Below are 18,240 nucleotides of genomic sequence, written 5' to 3'. Positions count from 1 at the left end.
GCAGCTCCAGCGAGGCCATGAACGTGCATAATGTGCCCGAACCACAGGCGCACCTGCATGACCTCACCCGTATCTCCCCGGCGCCCACGCTGGCGCAACCTGGCCCTGCTGGCCCTGCTGCTCGCGCCGCTGCTGTGGCCATTGCAACAGCTGGCCGAGCGTTACTACAGCAACGAGCTGATCGAGCAGAACCGCCAGACCCTCGATCTCTACGTGGCCAACCTGCTCGGCTCGCTGCGCCGCTATGAGGTACTGCCCCGCATCCTTGGCGACCTGCCGACCTTGCGCACCGCGTTGCGCGAGGGAGACAACCCGGCCACCAAGGACCAGGCCAATCGGCTGCTCGATCAGCTGCGCAAGGAAACCGGCGCGGACGTCATCTACCTGATGGCGCCGGATGGCACCACGCTGGCCGCCTCGAACTGGAATGAAGAAGACAGCTTCGTCGGGCGCAATTTCGCCTTCCGACCCTATTTCCGCGAAGCCATGGCCGGCAAGCTTGGCCGGTTCTTCGGCTTGGGCACCACTTCCGGCAAACGTGGCTACTATTTTGGCGCCGCTGTGCGCGATGGCGATGAGCTGCTTGGCGTGCTGGTGGTCAAGGTCGATCTGGACCACACCGAAACGCTCTGGGGCAGCACCCCTGAGCAGCTGATGGTGACCGACAGCTTTGGCGTGGTCATCCTTACCTCCAGACCGGACTGGCGCTTCCATGCCAGCCGAGCCCTGGATCATGAGGAACGCGAGCAGATCGCCTCCGAACGACCCTATCCGACCCTCGAGCCGAGGGACCTCACCCTCGACATCGATGCCTGGCTGATCCAGAGCCGCGAACTCAAGGAAACCGGCTGGACCGTTCGCATCCTTGCCCCCATCAGCCTGGTCGAGCGGCCCGTACAAACCGTCGTGGCGATAGGTGCGGCGACCCTGGCCACCCTGCTCCTGCTCATCGGCCTGCTGATGCAGCGTCGCCGCCATTATCTGGAACGCATCGCATTGGATGCCAAGGCCCGCCAGCAGCTGGAGCTGCGTGTGCAGCAGCGAACCCAGGATCTTGAGGCACTGAACAGCCGGCTCAAGCAGGAGGTCCTGGAGCGCGAGCAGGCGCAGCAGGAGCTGGTCCGCGCCCAGGATGAGCTGCTCCAGGCCGGCAAGCTCTCGGCGCTGGGCACCATGTCCGCCAGCATCAGCCATGAACTCAATCAGCCGCTCGGGGCGATTCGCAGCTATGCGGACAATGCGGGCGTGCTGCTCGATCAGCAGCGCAGCGAAGAGGCCCGCGACAATCTACGGCTGATCAGCGAGCTGACGGCGCGCATGGCTTCGATCATTGCCCATTTGCGCGCCTTTGCCCGCCGCGACCGTCATGCACCCGAACGGGTCGCGCTGCAGCCGGCGCTCGATGATGCCCTTGCGTTGCTGGCCAAGCGGCGCCAGGCCATGGGCGTGGAGCTGATTCGCGACCTGCCGGATGCAACGCTATGGGTACAGGCCGGCGAAACGCGGCTGCGGCAGATCATCTCCAATCTCCTGGCCAACGCCCTCGATGCGCTGGTGGAGCGGCCTCCGGTGCGGCGCATCTGGCTACGTGCCGAACGCCAGGGCGACGGCGTGCTGTTGACCCTGCGCGACAACGGCCCGGGCTTTTCCGGCGAGGCGCTGCAACGCGCCCGCGAACCCTTCTTCACCACCAAGACCAGCGCCCAGGGGCTGGGCCTCGGCCTGGCCATCTGCGATACCCTGGCACGCGCCCTGGACGGCGAACTGACCCTGACCAACCATCCAGACGGCGGCGCCCAGATCAGCCTTCATCTGCATTCGGCCGACCCCGGCGTCGTCTTTCCAAGCGAGGACTAGCATGACCCATACGATCGACCCGCATGTCCAGGTCGTCCTGGTCGACGATGATCCGCACTTGCGCAAGGCGCTAAGCCAGACGCTCGACCTCGCCGGCCTCAAGGTGCTGGGTCTCGGTGATGCGCGGGGACTGGCCGGCTTGCTCCCGGCAGACTGGCCCGGCGTGGTGGTCAGCGATATCCGCATGCCGGGCATCGACGGCCTGGAGCTGCAACAGCAGCTGCACAGGCTCGACAGCGAGTTGCCGGTGCTGCTGATCACCGGCCACGGCGACATCCAGCTGGCGGTGCAGGCGATGCGCGCCGGCGCCTACGACTTTCTGGAAAAGCCCTTTCCCAGCGATGCGCTGCTCGACAGCGTGCGGCGGGCGCTCGCCCTGCGCCAGCTGGTGCTGGACAACCGCAGCCTGCGCCTGGCGCTGGCCGACCGGCAGCAGCTGTCGACCCGCCTGCTTGGCCAGTCGCCGGCCATGCAGCGCCTGCGCGACCAGATCGGCGCACTGGCCGGCACCCAGGCGGACGTCCTCATCCTTGGCGAAACCGGCGCCGGCAAGGAAGTCGTCGCCCGTGCCTTGCACGACCTGTCGAGCCGTCGCAGCGGGCCGTTCGTCGCGATCAATGCCGGGGCGCTGGCCGAGTCGGTGGTCGAAAGCGAACTGTTCGGACATGAGGCCGGCGCCTTTACCGGCGCCCAGAAGCGCCGCATCGGCAAGTTCGAGTTTGCCAACGGCGGCACCCTGTTCCTCGATGAAATCGAAAGCATGAGCCTGGATGTGCAGGTAAAGCTGCTGCGCATGCTCCAGGAGCGTGTGGTAGAGCGCCTGGGTGGCAACCAGACGATACCGCTCGACATTCGGGTCATTGCCGCGACCAAGGAAGACTTGCGCCAGGCCGCGGACCAGGGGCGCTTTCGTGCCGACCTCTACTACCGCCTGAACGTTGCGCCCCTGCGCATCCCGCCTCTGCGCGAGCGTAGCGAGGACCTGCTGTTTCTCTTCCAGCATTTCTCCGAAACGGCTGCCAACCGTCACGGGCTGACGATCCGGGAGCTGCGACCGGACCAGCGCGCCCAGCTGCTACGCCACACCTGGCCAGGCAACGTACGCGAGCTGCAGAACACCGCCGAACGCTTCGCCCTGGGCCTGGATCTGGGCCTCGACGACCCCGGCCGCCCGGCCGAAAGCACCCCCGGCGTCGCGGGCAAAGGCCTGGGCGAACAGGTAGACGGCTTCGAACGTGCCTTGATCGCCGCCGAGCTGGCGCGCCCGCACGGTTCGTTGCGCAGCGTGGCCGAAGCCCTGGGCCTGCCCCGCAAAACGCTCCACGACAAGCTGCGCAAGCACGGCCTGGTGTTTACCGATGCTGGCGGATTCTCGCCCGATGAAGGCGAATAGCTGGCGATTTTCCGCCAGCTCTCACGTGCGGAAGCCGTATCGTCCATTTCGGTCTGCGCTGACACCGTTGCGACACATCTTTCCGGCCTCATGGCGGACGACGGGACGAGGATCATCGACCGGGACGGAACCTGCAGCCTAGACGGTCCGGCTGAGAATCATTCATCAGTATTTCGCCCGTATAGGAGTAAACTCGCGCGCTACGAGTTGCAGGCTCGTGCATCTGGCACAGCACTTGCTCTCGCTAACCCCATGAACCGGCCAATCGAGCCTAAGGCGCTGCGAATCCTTCAATGCCGCCTAGACTTGCCTTGCTGGTTACAGCCGAGCTTACTGCCCCGACGCAGTGGCTCACTTCACAACAAGAGGAAACACAACAATGTTCAAGCTGACTGCCACGGCGCTCGCCTGTGCTCTGTCCCTCGGTATCGCAAGCCTGGCCCAGGCCGCCGATCCGATCCTGATCAAGTTCTCCCACGTGGTTGCCGAGAACACCCCGAAAGGTCAGGGTGCCGTCCTGTTCAAGAAGCTCGTCGAAGAGCGTCTGCCCGGCAAGGTTGAAGTTCAGGTTTACCCGAACTCTTCCCTGTTCGGTGATGGCAAGGAAATGGAAGCACTGCTGCTGGGTGACGTACAGCTGATCGCGCCGTCGCTGGCCAAGTTCGAGCATTACTCCAAGGGCGTTCAGGTATTCGACCTGCCGTTCCTGTTCGACAACATCCAGGCGGTTGACCGCTTCCAGCAGAGCGATGCCGGCCAGAAGCTGCTGAGCTCGATGGAAGACAAGAACATCACCGGCCTGGCCTACTGGCACAACGGCATGAAGCAGCTGTCCGCCAACAAGGAACTGCGTGAGCCGAAAGATGCCCGCGGTCTGAAGTTCCGCGTACAGGCATCTGCCGTACTGGACGAGCAGTTCAAGGCCCTGCGCGCCAACCCGCGCAAGATGAGCTTCGCCGAGGTCTACCAGGGCCTGCAGACCGGCGTGGTCAACGGTGCCGAGAACCCCTACTCGAACATCTACTCGCAGAAGATGCATGAAGTGCAGAAGCACATCACCGAGTCCGACCATGGTCTGCTCGACTACATGCTGATCACCAACACCAAGTTCTGGGAAGGTCTGCCAGAAGACGTGCGTTCCGAGCTGAACGAGATCATCGACGAGGTCACCGTCGAGGTGAACAAGCAGGCCGATGACCTGAACCAGAAAGCCAAGCAGGACATCCTGGCTGCCGGTACCACCGAAATCCTGGTGCTGACTCCGGAAGAGCGTGCCAAGTGGCGCGAAGCGATGAAGCCGGTTTGGAGCAAGTTCGAGAACGACATCGGTGCTGACCTGATCAAGGCCGCTGAAGAAGCCAACAAGGCCCAGTAAGCCTTGCGAGAGGGCGGTCACAAGCCGCCCTCTCCGTTCCGACCAAGCGACACCGGCAATACCGACAGCTCAGTGAAAAGACAACCCAGCCAGGCGATACCTGCGGCGCGGTGATCCCGGGCCAGACGCCTCGAGAACAAGAGTTTTTCATTGCTCTGTCATCCCGGTCACCCGACCGGCCCATGGCGCACGTTCTGTACGCCCATCGAAACAATGCATTTCATCGGGAGATGTCATCCATGAACGCCCTCTGGCGCGTCTGGGACCACTTCGAAGAAGCGTTTATCGCCTTCCTGCTGGCCGCCATGACCTTGGTGACCTTCGTTTATGTGGTCCTGAACAACCTCTACACCGTTTTCTACAGCCTCGGCGATCGCTTTGAGGGTGCCAGCGATCTGTTCTTCGCCATGGGTGACTTCACCATTGGCCTGGCTCAATCGATGACCTGGAGTACGGCACTGACCAAGGCGCTGTTCGCCTGGCTGATCTTTTCCGGCCTGGCCTACGGTGTCCGCACCGCCGGGCACATCGGCATCGACGCACTGGTCAAGCTCGCTTCGCGCAATGTCCAGCGCTATATCGGCATCGTCGCCTGCCTGTTCTGCCTCGGCTATGCAGGCCTGCTGGCCTTCGCCAGCTTCAACTGGATCTCGGCCCTGTTCACCGCGAACATCGGTGCAGAAGATCTCGGTCATTTCGGCATCAAGCAATGGCACATCGGCATGATCGTGCCGATCGGATTCGCCATGGTCTTTATCCGTTTCGCCGAAATCTTCGTGCGCATCCTGCGTAACGAGCAAACCGGCCTGGGCCTGGCAGACGAAGCCGCCGAAGCCGCGAAACTGGGCGCAGAGGAGCCGAAGTAATGACGATCCTGTTCCTCTTTGTCGCGCTCTTCGCGCTGATGTTCATCGGCGTGCCGGTGGCCGTTTCCCTTGGCCTGGCCGGTTCGCTGACCATCCTGCTGTTCAGCCCGGATTCGGTCACCTCGCTGGCGATCAAGCTGTTCGAGACGTCCGAGCACTACACCCTGCTGGCGATTCCGTTCTTCCTGCTGGCCGGCGCATTCATGACCACCGGTGGCGTCGCCAAACGACTCATCGACTTCGCCAACGCCAGCGTCGGCCACATCCGCGGTGGCCTGGCCATTGCGGCGGTGCTGGCCTGCATGCTGTTCGCCGCCCTGTCCGGTTCTTCGCCGGCGACGGTAGCCGCGGTCGGCTCGATCGCGATTGCCGGCATGGTGCGCTCCGGTTATCCGCAGGCGTTCGGCGCCGGCATCGTCTGTAACGCCGGTACGCTGGGCATCCTGATCCCGCCGTCGATCGTCATGGTGGTCTACGCCGCCGCCACCGAAACCTCCGTGGGCAAGCTGTTCATGGCCGGTGTCGTGCCGGGGCTGCTGCTGGGCCTGGGCCTGATGGTCGCGATCTACATCATCGCGGTGAAGAAGAACCTGCCGGCACTGCCGCGAGCCACCTTCCGCGAGTGGCTGTCCGCCGCACGCAAGGCGGCCTGGGGCCTGCTGCTGATGGTGATCATCCTTGGCGGTATCTACTCAGGCATGTTCACGCCGACCGAAGCGGCGGCCGTCGCGGCAGTGTATTCGGCGTTCGTCGCGCTGTTCGTCTACAAGGACCTGACCCTGCGTGATTGCCCGAAGGTGCTGCTGGAGTCGGGCAAGCTGTCGATCATGCTGATGTTCATCATCGCCAACGCGATGCTCTTTGCGCATGTGCTGACGACCGAGCAGATCCCGCAACAGATCACTGCCATGGTGCTCGAGGCCGGCCTGCAGCCCTGGATGTTCCTGCTGGTGGTAAACATCGTGCTGCTGGTGGCTGGTGCCTTCATGGAGCCGTCCGCCATCATCCTGATCCTGGCGCCGATCCTGTTCCCGATCGCCATCGAGCTGGGCATCGATCCGATCCACCTGGGCATCATCATGGTGGTGAACATGGAGATCGGCCTGATCACGCCGCCTGTGGGGCTGAACCTGTTCGTCGCCTCGGCGGTGACCGGCATGCCGGTGACTCAGGTGATCCGTGCCGTGATGCCGTGGCTCGCATTGCTGCTGAGCTTCCTGATGATCATCACGTACGTGCCGTCTATCTCGTTGGCGCTGCCAAATCTGCTCGGCATGTAAGTGATCGCCAGATAAACCGCTTCCCTTAGCCCGGCCTCGCCGGGCTTTTTTTGTCTACAGCAAAGCCAACTCCTGCAGCTAGCCCTCACGCGGTATGTTCACGAGCCCATCGGACGCAATCGTCGACTTGTCGCTGTCGTACATGACAGGCTTCATGACGGAGCCGGCAGATGCCCGCTGGAAAGGCTACGGCCAGAAGCGCGCACCGCAATCCCGGCCACGCATCGTCTGGAATTCCGCCATTTCAACCTTGAGGAACTGCCATGAGTGACACCACCTCCTACGTACCGCCGAAAGTCTGGACACACGACGCGCCGTCTGGCGGCAAGTTTGCCAGCATCAACGCACCGACCGCCGGCGCGAGGGAAGAGAAGGCGTTGCCGGTGGGCAAGCACCCGTTGCAGCTCTACTCGCTGGCGACACCCAACGGCGTAAAGGTCTCGATCATGCTCGAAGAGCTGCTTGCGCTCGGCCACAGCGGCGCCGAATACGATGCCTGGCTGATCAAGATCGGCGATGGCGACCAGTTCGGCAGCGGCTTCGTCGCGATCAATCCGAACTCCAAGATTCCAGCACTGGCCGACCACAGCGTCGAAGGCGAACCGCTGAGGGTGTTCGAGTCAGGCTCGATCCTGGTGTACCTGGCGGAAAAATTCGGCGCCTTCCTGCCGACCGAAACCCGCGCACGGACCGAAACCCTGAACTGGTTGTTCTGGCAAATGGGCTCGGCGCCTTTCCTTGGAGGCGGCTTTGGGCATTTCTATGCCTACGCGCCGGAAAAGTACGAATATCCGATCAACCGCTACGCCATGGAGGTCAAGCGCCAGCTCGACGTGCTGGATCGCCAGCTGGCCGAAAATCGTTACGTCGCGGGCGATGAATACACCATCGCCGACATGGCCATCTGGCCTTGGTACGGCGTCCTGGCCCGCGGCGAGCTGTACAGCGCTGCCGAATTCCTCTCGGTGCAGGATTACAAACACGTGCAGCGCTGGGCCGCGGAAGTGGCCGAGCGGCCAGGTGTGATCCGCGGGCGCAAGGTCAACCGCACCTGGGGCGACGAGTCCGAACAAGCGCCGGAACGCCACGACGCGTCGGATCTGGACTGACACACGAGGCCGGTCGGGCAAACTGACCGGCCTTTGGAAGCCATCAGCGAAGCCTTACACCGCAGCCGCGCTTTCTGACTACGCGATACTGCGAATGCCCCTGTGTTCTGCCGTCTTCGGCAGCGCTTCCAGCGCGTCATCCAGCGCTTCCCCCCTCAACCAACTGTCCATCTCGCCTCGACCTGCCATCGCCAGCGAACGCCAGGTTGGCCGAGTTTTCGACCGCCAATCTGAACTATGGCGGTACGTCCCAACCCAATATCAATGAGCGTTGCTCTTGCTGCAGCCGATCGTGCAGCACGCTGCTGCCGTGGTACCCGCACCCTTGCGTGTCGTGCGGGACCGACAACGCAGCGCTCGCCCAACCCAGTTGTTCAACACAACGCGAGGTGAACCATGAAACACACACTAGTAGCGGCGTTCGCGACGCCGACCGATGCCAACCGTACCGTGGGCGACCTGATGTCACGGGGCATCGGCAAAGAGCAAATTCACTCCGTAGGTGCCGACAGCGCGAACATTCATGCCTACGACGAACCCTACTCCACCAGCGACAACACCGTGGACCGCCCGCACCACGACTCGAAGATCGCGAACTTCTTCAACTCTCTGTTCGGTCACGAGCCGCACGAAGACCACAAGCACCATGCCAAGGCCTACCCTGAAGCGGTGCGCCGCGGTTCGTTGGTGATCGCCGTTGATGTTAACGATGACGACCAGCTGGCGAAGGCGCGCGACGCACTGGAGTACAACGGTGCGCTCAATATCAACGACAACGGTGCCGGTGCGGGCTCGACCCCTGGCCATTCCGGAGCAACCAGCCCCTATGCCGGCGCAACCGGCGGTGACAGTCACCTGGACAAGCATTTCGTTGGGTCCGCCAGCCATGCAGGCCATTCGGCTGATACCCATCGCGATACAACCGCCCCGGTTACCGGGACAACCAGTACAGCGGCAACAGACCGTACCGCTGAAACCCATACAGACTCAGGCGATACCGGCCGCTACGATGTGGGCACGGCGGCCAAACGGGCCGGCACCGACTACCCGGAAAACACCGGCACCGCATCCCCGACCGGTGGCGGCTTTGCCAGCGAGACAGTCGGCACTCGCCACGCGACGGAAAGCCTGGCCCCCACCCATGCGGGCACCTGCACAGACCGGATCTGCGTGATCAAGCGGTAAAACGCCGACCGCTGTGCGATCACGGGCCGCGCCATGCGGCCCGTGTGTTATCAACCGGCTTTAGCGAGCCGCCCACCTTCCCTTAGCGCTTGTCCAGCGCGCACCGCAGCCCAACGGTACCGACTGCCAGCGCCACGCAATCTTCCGTCAGCCCCAACGCGGCATTGACATACGGCTCGGCCTGATAGGGTTTGCGCAAGGCTAGCCCAACCTTCGACGCGACCAGCGCGGCCGTTGCGCCGACCAATGCTGGAAGCCAAATCGGCTGTCGCCGTGCGCTGGCCAGCGCCGCAGCGGTCACGCCACCTGATACCGCGCGAAACATCATTGATGGAAGGATGGTCCGATCCGGCGCGAAGGGCATCTTGTCGCCCAGCAGCTCGCCCGCCGCCATGGGTATCAGAAACTGCTGCGCGCGGTGTGATGCCAGGGTACGCGCCGGTTCATCCGCCTGGTCGATATCGTCACGCGCGGCCAGCGCCCGGCTGGTCATGGTGGGCCCCAGCGTGCTGCGCATGCCAGTTACCAGACCAAGCGCCAGGGCGCCCCATAAAAGATTGCTCGAAATAGTCATGCTCAGTCTCCCGGTTGCTCTAATGTGCGACCGGTGCCGGGCTCGTACGGTTCATCTGCAGCTCCGAGTGGTCAGCTGGCCTGCCGGCGCCACACCGCTAGCCTTTCGCCGCCGCAAACTTCTCCACCAGCCTGGTTTCACCCGCCACGATAAGGATGTCGCCCGGATGGATCAGGGTTTCCGGCTTGGCGTAGATGAAGTCTTCATGGGCCCTCTTTACCCCGACGATGGTGACCCCGTAGCGCCGATGCACGCCGGAATCGGCCAGGGTCTTGTCATGGATGCCGCGCGGCGCGCTGGTGGAGGCAATGGCGAAGCCGTCGTCGAACTCGATGAACTCGAACATCTTGCCGGTAACCAGGTGTGCCACGCGTTCGCCCATGGAGGTCTCCGGGTATACGACGTGATGGGCGCCGGTGCGCTCGAGGATCAACCCGTGGCGCTTGCTCAGGGCCTTGGCCCAGATGTCCGGCACGCCCAGCTCCTGCAGGGCGAGCACGGTCAATACGCTGGCCTCGAGATCGGTACCTATGCTGACCACCACATGGCGGAACTGGTCGACCCCCAGCTGACGCAACGCGCGGACGTCGGTGGAGTCGGCCTGGGCCACGTGTGTCAGCACGTCGACCCACTGCTGCACGTTCGCGCTGTTGCTGTCGATGCCCAGCACTTCGTGCCCCATGGACGTAAGCGAGTCGGCGACGGCCGAACCGAATCGCCCCAGGCCGATGACCGCAACGCTGTCGTTCTCGAATCTCTTGCCGAACAGGTTATCCAACAATGGGGCGCTCCTCCGGGTAGCGGTAGTGTTTGGTCACGCTGCGCAGCGCAAGGGCCGTGGCCAGGGTGATGGTGCCGACCCGGCCGATGAACATCAGCGCGATGATCACCAGCTGGCCGGACGGTGGCAGATCCGCCGTGATGCCGGTGGACAGACCGACCGTGGCGAATGCGGAAATGACTTCGAACAGCACCACGCCCAGTTCCAGCCGCGTCACGCTGAGCAGGATCATGGTGCCGATGGCCACCGTGAGCGAGCCGAGGAACAGCACGGTCAGCGCCTGCCGCTGCGTCGCATAGGAGATGCGGCGGCGAAAGGCCACGGTATCGGCGTTGCCGCGGATCTCCGCCCAGATAAAGAAGAACAGCAGAAAGAAGGTCGTCACCTTGATCCCGCCGGCGGTGCCCGCGCTGCCGCCGCCGACGAACATCAGGAAGTAATGCACAGCCAGCGTCTGCGCCTCGAACTGGCCGACGTCCAGGCTGTTGAACCCCGCCGTGCGCGCCACTGCCGAGCTGAACAGCGCAGACAGCAGCTTGTCGCCGAGGCTCATGCCGGCAAGCGTCTCCGGGTTGCTCCACTCGTAGAACAGGATCGCCACCATGCCGCCGAACAGCAGCACCGCCGAACCCCAGAGCGTGATGCGCGTATGGATGGTCCAGGGCTTGCCGCGCTGGTCGCGGCGGAACTCGTAGAGCACGGGGAAACCCAGGCCGCCGATGATCACCGCCAGCATGATCGGCACCAGCACCACCGGGTCCGTGGCAAAACTCATCAGGCTGTCGGAATAGGTCGAGAAGCCGGCGTTGTTGAACGCCGATACCGCATGAAAAAGCCCGTCCCAGAGTGCCTTCGACCAGGTCAGGTCATAGCTCAGGCGAAAATGCAGGGTGAGGATCGCCGTCACGACCAGCTCGACGCTCAAGGTAACCAGCAGGATCAACCGCAACACGCCAGCGACGTCCCCGAGCCCGAGCGAGCGAGTCTCCTGCTGCGCGACCAGACGGCTGCTCAGCTGCAGGCGCCGCTTGACCATCAGGCCGAGCAGCGTCGCACCACTCATGATGCCCAGACCACCGATCTGGAACAGCAGCAGGATTACACACTGACCAAAAAACGACCAATACACAGCCGTGTCCTGCACGATCAGCCCCGTCACACAGACCGCCGACACGGCGGTGAACAGCGCCGTCAGCAGCGGTGCCTGACCAGGCCCGGCCGTCGCCACAGGCAGCGACAGCAACGCTGTGCCCAGCAAGGTCGCGATGAGAAAGGCGAGCGGGATGAGACGTGCCGGTCGGCTGGCAGCATTGCGTAGCAAGGGCAGCACCTAAAACGATTGCGAGGCCGAACGCTCGGCCATCGTGGGTGTATGGATTCTGGGTTCGCCGAGCAATAGCGAGCCCGGTAACGAGGCCGACACGATAGCAAAAGCGCATCGAAACGGCGCGGTCCGGCACGCTTGCTCGGCATTCCAAGCTGCCAGCGCCGGTCGCTGTCGCCTGCCGTCAATGTGCTGGCGATGGACAGGCCACAGGTCGCCTCTCGTCAAAACGCCAACTGTCGGTCATCAACCTGCCACGGGCGCTTTCTAGTTTCGGTCCGACCCCACCGCACCGAGGAAAGGACAATGCACAAACGCGCACTGGATCTGCTGTTCGCGGCGAGCCTGATCGGCCTCTCCGCCCCCGCACTGGCTCAGGCTCAGGCACTGCCCGGGCACGGCTCCATCGAACGGGATTATCGCGAGCAGCAGTTGGAAGGCCTGAACGCCAGGCAGCGTGCCAGTGAGCGTCGCAGCTGGCGCGCGCCCGACTGGCGGGTCGAGCCGGTGGTCTCGGTCAACCTGCTCAGCATCAACGACTTTCACGGCCAACTGTCGCCGCGCACCGTCGCCGGCCGGCCTGCCGGTGGCGCGGCGGTGCTCGCGTCCTACCTGAAATCGGCCAGCGGCGAATACACGCTGATCGTGCATGACGGGGACCAGGTCGGCGCCTCGCCACCCAACTCCGCCCTGTTGCGTGACGAACCCTCGATCAGCTTCTTCAACCTGCTGGCCAACCCGCATTGCCGGCCGTTCAGCCGCCAGCTGGACATGCCGCGCAATGCGCAGCCCTTCGCCCAGCAACGCTGCAACCTGATCGGCACGCTCGGCAACCACGAGTTCGATAACGGCAGGACGGAGCTGCTGCGCCAGCTTACCGGCGGCAACCATGCCAACGGGCCTTTCCTCGAAGACCAATGGAAGGGCGCGCGTTATCCCACGGTGTCGAGCAACGTCATCGATCGGTCCACCGGCGAACCTCTGCTGCCGCCCTACTCCATCTACAACGCCGGCGGCGTGCGCATCGGCGTGATCGGCGCCGTGCTCAAGGAAACCCCTTCCATCGTCTCGCCTTCAGGCGTCGCCGGGCTGCGTTTCGTCGACGAGGCGGACGCCATCAACCAGTCCGTGGCCGAGCTGCGCCGACACGGTGTACGCGCCATTGTCGTCGCGCTGCACCAGGGTGGCCGGCAGACCAGCTATGACGGCCCGACCAACCCAGAAGCCGACACCGTCACCGGCCCGGTAGTCGACATCATCGAGCGCCTCGACGACGAAGTGGATGTGGTCATTTCCGGTCACTCCCATGGCTTTACCAACGCGCTGGTGCCCAATGCCAATGGCAAGCCGATCCTCGTGACCCAGGCCTTCTCGGCCGGCACCGCCTATGCCGACATCCAGCTCCAGGTCAGCCGCCGCAGCCGCGACATCGTGGAAAAGTCCGCTGCGGTGATGACCACCTGGGCCGACCAGGGCGCCGGGCTCACGCCGGACCCGCAGGTCGCCGCGCTGGTGGCGCAGGCCGACGCTCGGGTCGAACCTCTGGTCGCGCGCGTGGTGGGGCTTGCACAAAATGGGCTCACCCGCACTGAAACACCGGCGGGTGAATCGGCCCTGGGTAACCTGATTGCCGATGCCCAACGCGTGGCCACCGATGCGCAAATCAGCTTCATGAATCCGGGCGGCATTCGCGCGGATCTGGACAGCGGTGAAGTGACCTGGGGCGAGCTGTTCGCCATCCAGCCATTCGCCAACGATCTGGTTTCCATGGATCTGACCGGCGCGCAGATCAAAACCCTGCTCGAACAGCAGTGGCTCGGCCAGAGCTATGCGCGCCTGCTCAAGCCTTCCGGCATCCGCTACAGCTGGTCCGCCAGCCGCCCCGTGGGCACCCGCGTGATCGAAATGCGCGATGCCAGCGGCGCGCCCATCAACCCGGCGGCGACCTACCGCGTGACGGTCAACTCCTTCCTCGCCGGCGGCGGCGACAACTTCACCGTGCTCACCGAAGGCCAGAACCGCGTCGTCGGCCCGGTGGACCTGGATGCGCTGGTCGACTACATCGAGTTGCTCCCACAGCCATTCAGCGGAAGCCTCGAGGGACGGATCGAGCGGGTGAACTGATTGAACTAGCGGTGACCAAAGGGGACAGATATTCCACTGTCCCCTTTTTTCTGTCCCCATTTTGCTCGTAGCGGCACCGTCACCCGCAGCGAAGCGGTCCAAGAGCACCACGCCCAGGCTGGCGAGTGCACACGGGAACCCTTCACCTGCGTCACTTATTCGCTTTGGTCACTGCGTAACAAGCTGGGATGCGAGAAGCCTCTCGGTTATCGATTTACGTTGTGCGGCGTCCACCTTGTTGCGGAGCAGCCCCATGCGTCTTGCCGATTTCATCCTCGATAACCTCGAGCCCATTCTCCAGTCGTGGGAAGACTTCGCCAAAACCATCCCTAGCACCTCTCCACAAATGGATGTTGACGCCCTGCGCGACCATGCCGAGCAGATGCTAAGGACGATCGCCGAGGACCTTCGCACCCGTCAGTCGACGACCGAGCAGATTGATAAATCCGTCGGTAAGGCAAACAAGGGCGACGGCAAAACGGCGGCGGAAACCCACGCCATCCTGCGCCATGACGCGGGCTTCAGCATCAACGAAATGGTCTCTGAGTACCGTGCTCTGCGCTCCAGCGTGCTGCGTAAGTGGTTGCAGGAAATAAAGAGTGGCACGGACTTCGAGGTCGAGGATATGACGCGCTTCAACGAGGCCATCGACCAGGCGCTTGCCGAATCCGTTACCAGCTACTCACGGACGGTGACCAGCACGCGCAATGTCTTTCTAGGCATTCTCGGACACGATCTACGCACCCCCTTGGGCGCAATACAGCTCGGTGCCGAAGTCTTGCTTCTGGCCGACAATTTGAGCGCCAAGCCCACGATGCTCGCCTCGCGGATTTACACCAGTGCCAAACGAGCCAACAAGATTGTCACCGACTTGCTCGATTTCACTCGCTCACAGAGCGGATCGGGCATCCCGGTGCACCAGATCGAGGTCAACCTGGCGGAGGTGTGCGAAGGCATGGTGGAGGAAGTGCGGGCCTACAACCCAGAACGCCAGATTTTCTATGACACCAGTGGAAACCTGATTGGCTTGTTCGACGCACCGCGCATGGAACAGGTGTTCTCCAACATGATCAGCAATGCGGTCCACCATGGCAGCAAGACTGCAGACATTAGGGTAGGTATGCATGTCGAGCAGGCGCATGCGGTGTTCACAGTGCATAACCAGGGCGAACCCATCGCCAAGGATGCAATCGCAGACATCTTCAATCCTATGAGCCGTCATTCTCAGTACGCTGCAGGTGAACACGGCCCGCACTCAGGGCTGGGCCTGGGGCTTTTTATCGCCAGCGAGATCGTAGCGGCACACAAGGGAACTATCGTCGTCGAATCAAGCGCCGAGCTAGGCACTACTTTTACCGTGAGGCTGCCGCTGGCTGCGCACGCATCAAGACGCGCGACTGACTGAGCGACTAGCACGGCGAGAACTCAGATCGTAGTGCGCAATCAGCGCACGAAAAAGGCGACCTAAGGGTCGCCTTTTTTATGCGTGACCGGTGCTTACTGGCCGAGCAGGCCGGCGCCCAGTACCGAACCGAAGGCAAAGCCGATGAATTCCTGAACGGTCATATCTTGGCCGTTCAAGGTCACCTTGTTGTCGGCGTAATGCAGCGAGCTGACCAGGCGTTCGCCTTGCAGCTGGAACCAGCCCGCACCGAGTGCCATACCGCTGAACAACTCGGTCGTCAGGTCTGCCTGCTGCTGCAACGCAGCCGGGTCGGCGCTGTACTGCGGTTCGCGCTGAGCGATCAGGCTGGCAACGTCGCGAACCAGGCCTTTATCGATACCGGCTTCGGCTTTGAGCGACGCCAGCATGCTGACGATCATCGCATCGGGGGTAAAGGCTTCCGCGCTCGGGCCCTGCAGGTCGGCCACCACGGACAGACGGGCCGCACCGTTAGCGGTCTCGAAGCCGAACTCGTCGAGCGCCACGGTGGGCTTGTGCTCCAGCAATTGCAGGGCGAGCGCCTGCAGCTCCTGCTGCTGAACGTCGGTGATGTTGTCGAGTGCCTCCTGCGGGGTGGCCGCGCTGTCGAGGATCTGCTTGTAACTTTCCACCAGCGCCTTGAGGCTGCCTTCATCCAGGTTGCGCAGGCTGAGGGCGAGCGTCAGGTTGCGGATGGACTGACCGTTGGCCCCCACCTCGCCGACGCGGTAAGCGATCGACTGGTCGAAGCCGTCGCTGCTTCGACTCGACGCTTCTTCAATGGAGGCGTTCTTGATGACCACGGCGGGATTGTCGTCGGTCTGGATTTCCATGCGTTCAAGCGTGATGGCCGAGGGGCCTTGGCCGAACCCGTTGACGTAGTCGTGCTTGTCGACGGTCATGCCGATCCCGCTTAGCTTGACCCGCACCGGCTTGCCATCGTCACGGCGTTGCAGGTTCATGTCGATTTCCGGCAGCTGACCTTCCAGGCGCACGGTAGTGGTTTCGTCGGCCACTTCGAAGCTCACGGTGCCGGCCGCAACGCGAACCGTGCCGTCTTCGTGTTCAAGATTGAGGGGGGCCGAGCGCAGCGCGCCTTGTTGACTGCCGTAATAGCCGAAGGCGACATCGCCGACCAGCGGGTTTTCACCGGCGGCGGCCTCGAACAGCGCTTCAGTCTGCGCTGACCGCTCGAGGCGGAAATGGCTCTGGGCGGCAACCGGCATCAACTGTCCGCGGGTCAGACGCGACACCGGAAAGGGGCCGTGCTCGATGCGGTCTTGCAGCAGCACTGTGAATTGCCGGGGCTCGCCGTCACTGTCCTGGGCCTCGATGTCGACCTGATAGCGGGCGTTACTGGACAGCAGGCCGCTTTCGAAACTGAGCATTTTGATGGCAACCTCGGCTCCGGCCCCAACGCTCATCTCGCGCAGCTGGATATTGGCCTGCTCGACCGCATCGCGGGCAGTCGATTCAGCCTGGGTGCTGGTGTAAAGGGTAGCGGCGCCGACGAGAGCCAGCGGCACGGCAACGACAAGTACGAGTTTTTTCATGGAAACATCCTGTGCGGCGGCTGGGCAGACGTCCTGTCAGCCGGTGGTTGGCAAGCGGCGGCACTCTAGCAGCGCGCCTGTACAGGCTCCAGCCCGCCATGCTGCGGGAGCGACAGGGTGAGAACGCGGCGACAGATCATGATGCCCTCACCACTGATACACCCCATAGCGCCGTAGGGTGGGCTTCAGCCCACCGTTCCCGGTTACCCATGCTGTGCCGTAGGGTTGGCCCTCAGGGCGCGGTTCAGTTACCAATTGGTGGGCTAAAGCCCACCCTACAATTCGACTACTCCGTTACGTAAAGCTGATGCCGCAAACCCACGCCCGTAGGGTGGGCTTCAGCCCACCGTTGCCCGGTAACCATGCTGCGCTGTAGGGTTGGTCGTCAGGGCTCGCCCGCTTACCAATCGGTGGGCTAAAGCCCACCCTACAATTCGACTACTCCGTTACGTAAAGCTGATGCCGCAAACCCACGACCGTAGGGTGGGCTTCAGCCCACCATTGCCCGATAAGCATGCTGCGCTGTAGGGTCGGTCGTCAGGGCGCAGTTCAGCTACCAATTGGTGGGCTAAAGCCCACCCTACGATTAGATCCAATCCGTTACGTAAGCCGATGCCGGAAACCCCACGCCCGTAGGGTGGGCTTCAGCCCACCGTCGACCGGCATGCATCTTTACTCAATCGCCAGAAGCGCAACGGCGTCGACGTACATCTCGTGAAGGCAAGGAGGCCTCCATGTCCAACTACCGTCGCAGTCTGGTGCCTGGCGGCACGTGGTTTTTTACCGTGACCCTCGCCGACCGCCAATCTAGCTTGCTAATTGAACAGGTCACACTGCTCCGACATGCCTATCGCCTAACTCAGCACTCCCGTCCTTTCCAAACCCTCGCCATCTGCATCCTGCCGGATCACCTACACGCTATCTGGACACTCCCGAACGACGACGCCGATTTTGCCGTTCGCTGGAGCCTGCTCAAGAGCACCTTCTCTCGACAACTTCCGGCCGTGCCTCGCAACGCGAGCCAAATCCGTAAGCGAGAGAAAGGCATCTGGCAGCGACGCTACTGGGAACATCAAATTCGGAACGAAACGGATTTGCAGCGACACGTTGATTACATCCACTACAACCCGGTCAAGCACGGGCTGGTAGAACAGGTCGCGGACTGGCCCTATTCGAGTTTCAACCGGTACGTGGAGAAAGGTCTGTTAGCACAGGACTGGGCGGGTAACGCAGGGCTCAGCGGCTCGTTCGGTGAGTAGGTATCAGCCAAACCTTGGCATGCTTGGAACGCCACACGCCCACTTACGGCAGCTACATGGCCATCAGATCGCGGCGTCGACTAGCTAGTGCACCATGGCCCACACGACAAATAAATCGCCCCGCACCGCTGCCCGTT

14 protein-coding genes are annotated in these 18,240 nt (G+C 62.9%); 10 read left to right on the top strand and 4 right to left on the bottom strand.

Features of this window, described 5'->3' with window-relative positions; all coding sequences use genetic code 11:
- Positions 1 to 57: 57 nt before the first annotated feature.
- The 7 genes from AC4LFW_RS19225 (at position 58) to AC4LFW_RS19195 (ending at position 9,065) form a co-directional block, all read left to right on the top strand.
- Positions 58 to 1,857 (top strand): sensor histidine kinase, encoded by a 1,800-nt coding sequence (locus tag AC4LFW_RS19225; protein ID WP_491821157.1) that lies wholly within the window; start codon positions 58 to 60, stop codon positions 1,855 to 1,857.
- A 1-nt stretch (position 1,858) separates the two neighbouring features.
- A complete protein-coding gene (locus AC4LFW_RS19220; RefSeq protein WP_491821156.1) occupies positions 1,859 to 3,250 on the top strand; it encodes a sigma-54-dependent transcriptional regulator in 1,392 nt (463 codons plus the stop codon).
- Between the two features lie 379 nt (positions 3,251 to 3,629).
- On the top strand, positions 3,630 to 4,625 hold the full coding sequence (gene dctP / locus AC4LFW_RS19215; protein ID WP_491821154.1) for a C4-dicarboxylate TRAP substrate-binding protein DctP: 996 nt from the start codon (positions 3,630 to 3,632) through the stop codon (positions 4,623 to 4,625).
- Positions 4,626 to 4,864: 239 nt separating this feature from the next.
- Positions 4,865 to 5,491: a TRAP transporter small permease gene (locus AC4LFW_RS19210; RefSeq protein ID WP_491821152.1), complete on the top strand. Its 627-nt coding sequence runs from the start codon at positions 4,865 to 4,867 to the stop codon at positions 5,489 to 5,491.
- On the top strand, positions 5,491 to 6,771 hold the full coding sequence (gene dctM, locus AC4LFW_RS19205) for a C4-dicarboxylate TRAP transporter large permease protein DctM (RefSeq protein ID WP_491821150.1): 1,281 nt from the start codon (positions 5,491 to 5,493) through the stop codon (positions 6,769 to 6,771). The genes AC4LFW_RS19210 and dctM overlap by 1 nt, the downstream gene beginning before the upstream one ends.
- A gap of 263 nt (positions 6,772 to 7,034) precedes the next feature.
- Positions 7,035 to 7,880, top strand: a complete 846-nt coding sequence (gene yghU / locus AC4LFW_RS19200; RefSeq protein WP_491821149.1) for a glutathione-dependent disulfide-bond oxidoreductase — start codon at positions 7,035 to 7,037, stop codon at positions 7,878 to 7,880.
- 396 nt (positions 7,881 to 8,276) lie between these two features.
- Positions 8,277 to 9,065, top strand: a complete 789-nt coding sequence (locus AC4LFW_RS19195; protein ID WP_491821147.1) for a hypothetical protein — start codon at positions 8,277 to 8,279, stop codon at positions 9,063 to 9,065.
- Between the two features lie 82 nt (positions 9,066 to 9,147).
- Here AC4LFW_RS19195 and AC4LFW_RS19190 read toward each other — a convergent pair whose 3' ends face one another.
- The 3 genes from AC4LFW_RS19190 to AC4LFW_RS19180 form a co-directional block, all read right to left on the bottom strand.
- Positions 9,148 to 9,639, bottom strand: coding sequence for a DUF4126 family protein (locus tag AC4LFW_RS19190; protein ID WP_491821146.1), 492 nt, complete (start codon positions 9,637 to 9,639; stop codon positions 9,148 to 9,150).
- A 97-nt stretch (positions 9,640 to 9,736) separates the two neighbouring features.
- Complete coding sequence (locus AC4LFW_RS19185; RefSeq protein WP_491821144.1) at positions 9,737 to 10,420, bottom strand: potassium channel family protein; 684 nt, start codon at positions 10,418 to 10,420, stop codon at positions 9,737 to 9,739.
- Positions 10,410 to 11,741: a TrkH family potassium uptake protein gene (locus tag AC4LFW_RS19180; protein WP_491821142.1), complete on the bottom strand. Its 1,332-nt coding sequence runs from the start codon at positions 11,739 to 11,741 to the stop codon at positions 10,410 to 10,412. The genes AC4LFW_RS19185 and AC4LFW_RS19180 overlap by 11 nt, the downstream gene beginning before the upstream one ends.
- Before the next feature lie 309 nt (positions 11,742 to 12,050).
- On the opposite strand from AC4LFW_RS19180, the gene AC4LFW_RS19175 reads away from it, so the two are divergent.
- Both AC4LFW_RS19175 and AC4LFW_RS19170 read left to right on the top strand, forming a co-directional pair.
- Positions 12,051 to 13,868: a bifunctional metallophosphatase/5'-nucleotidase gene (locus AC4LFW_RS19175; RefSeq protein ID WP_491821140.1), complete on the top strand. Its 1,818-nt coding sequence runs from the start codon at positions 12,051 to 12,053 to the stop codon at positions 13,866 to 13,868.
- 253 nt (positions 13,869 to 14,121) lie between these two features.
- Positions 14,122 to 15,273 carry an ATP-binding protein gene (locus AC4LFW_RS19170; RefSeq protein ID WP_491821138.1) on the top strand — a complete coding sequence of 384 codons (1,152 nt, stop codon included), beginning with the start codon at positions 14,122 to 14,124 and terminating at the stop codon, positions 15,271 to 15,273.
- A 92-nt stretch (positions 15,274 to 15,365) separates the two neighbouring features.
- On the opposite strand, the gene AC4LFW_RS19165 is transcribed toward AC4LFW_RS19170, so the two are convergent.
- Positions 15,366 to 16,844: a YdgA family protein gene (locus tag AC4LFW_RS19165; RefSeq protein WP_491821137.1), complete on the bottom strand. Its 1,479-nt coding sequence runs from the start codon at positions 16,842 to 16,844 to the stop codon at positions 15,366 to 15,368.
- 734 nt (positions 16,845 to 17,578) lie between these two features.
- Between AC4LFW_RS19165 and AC4LFW_RS19160 the strand changes: the two genes are divergently transcribed.
- Positions 17,579 to 18,103, top strand: coding sequence for an REP-associated tyrosine transposase (locus AC4LFW_RS19160; protein ID WP_491821136.1), 525 nt, complete (start codon positions 17,579 to 17,581; stop codon positions 18,101 to 18,103).
- The last annotated feature ends 137 nt before the right edge of the window (positions 18,104 to 18,240 follow it).

The organism is Stutzerimonas sp. C6.4V (genome assembly GCF_058536345.1).
Note: the sequence above shows the minus strand (reverse complement) of the source record. Positions and strands in the feature narration are given on the sequence as shown.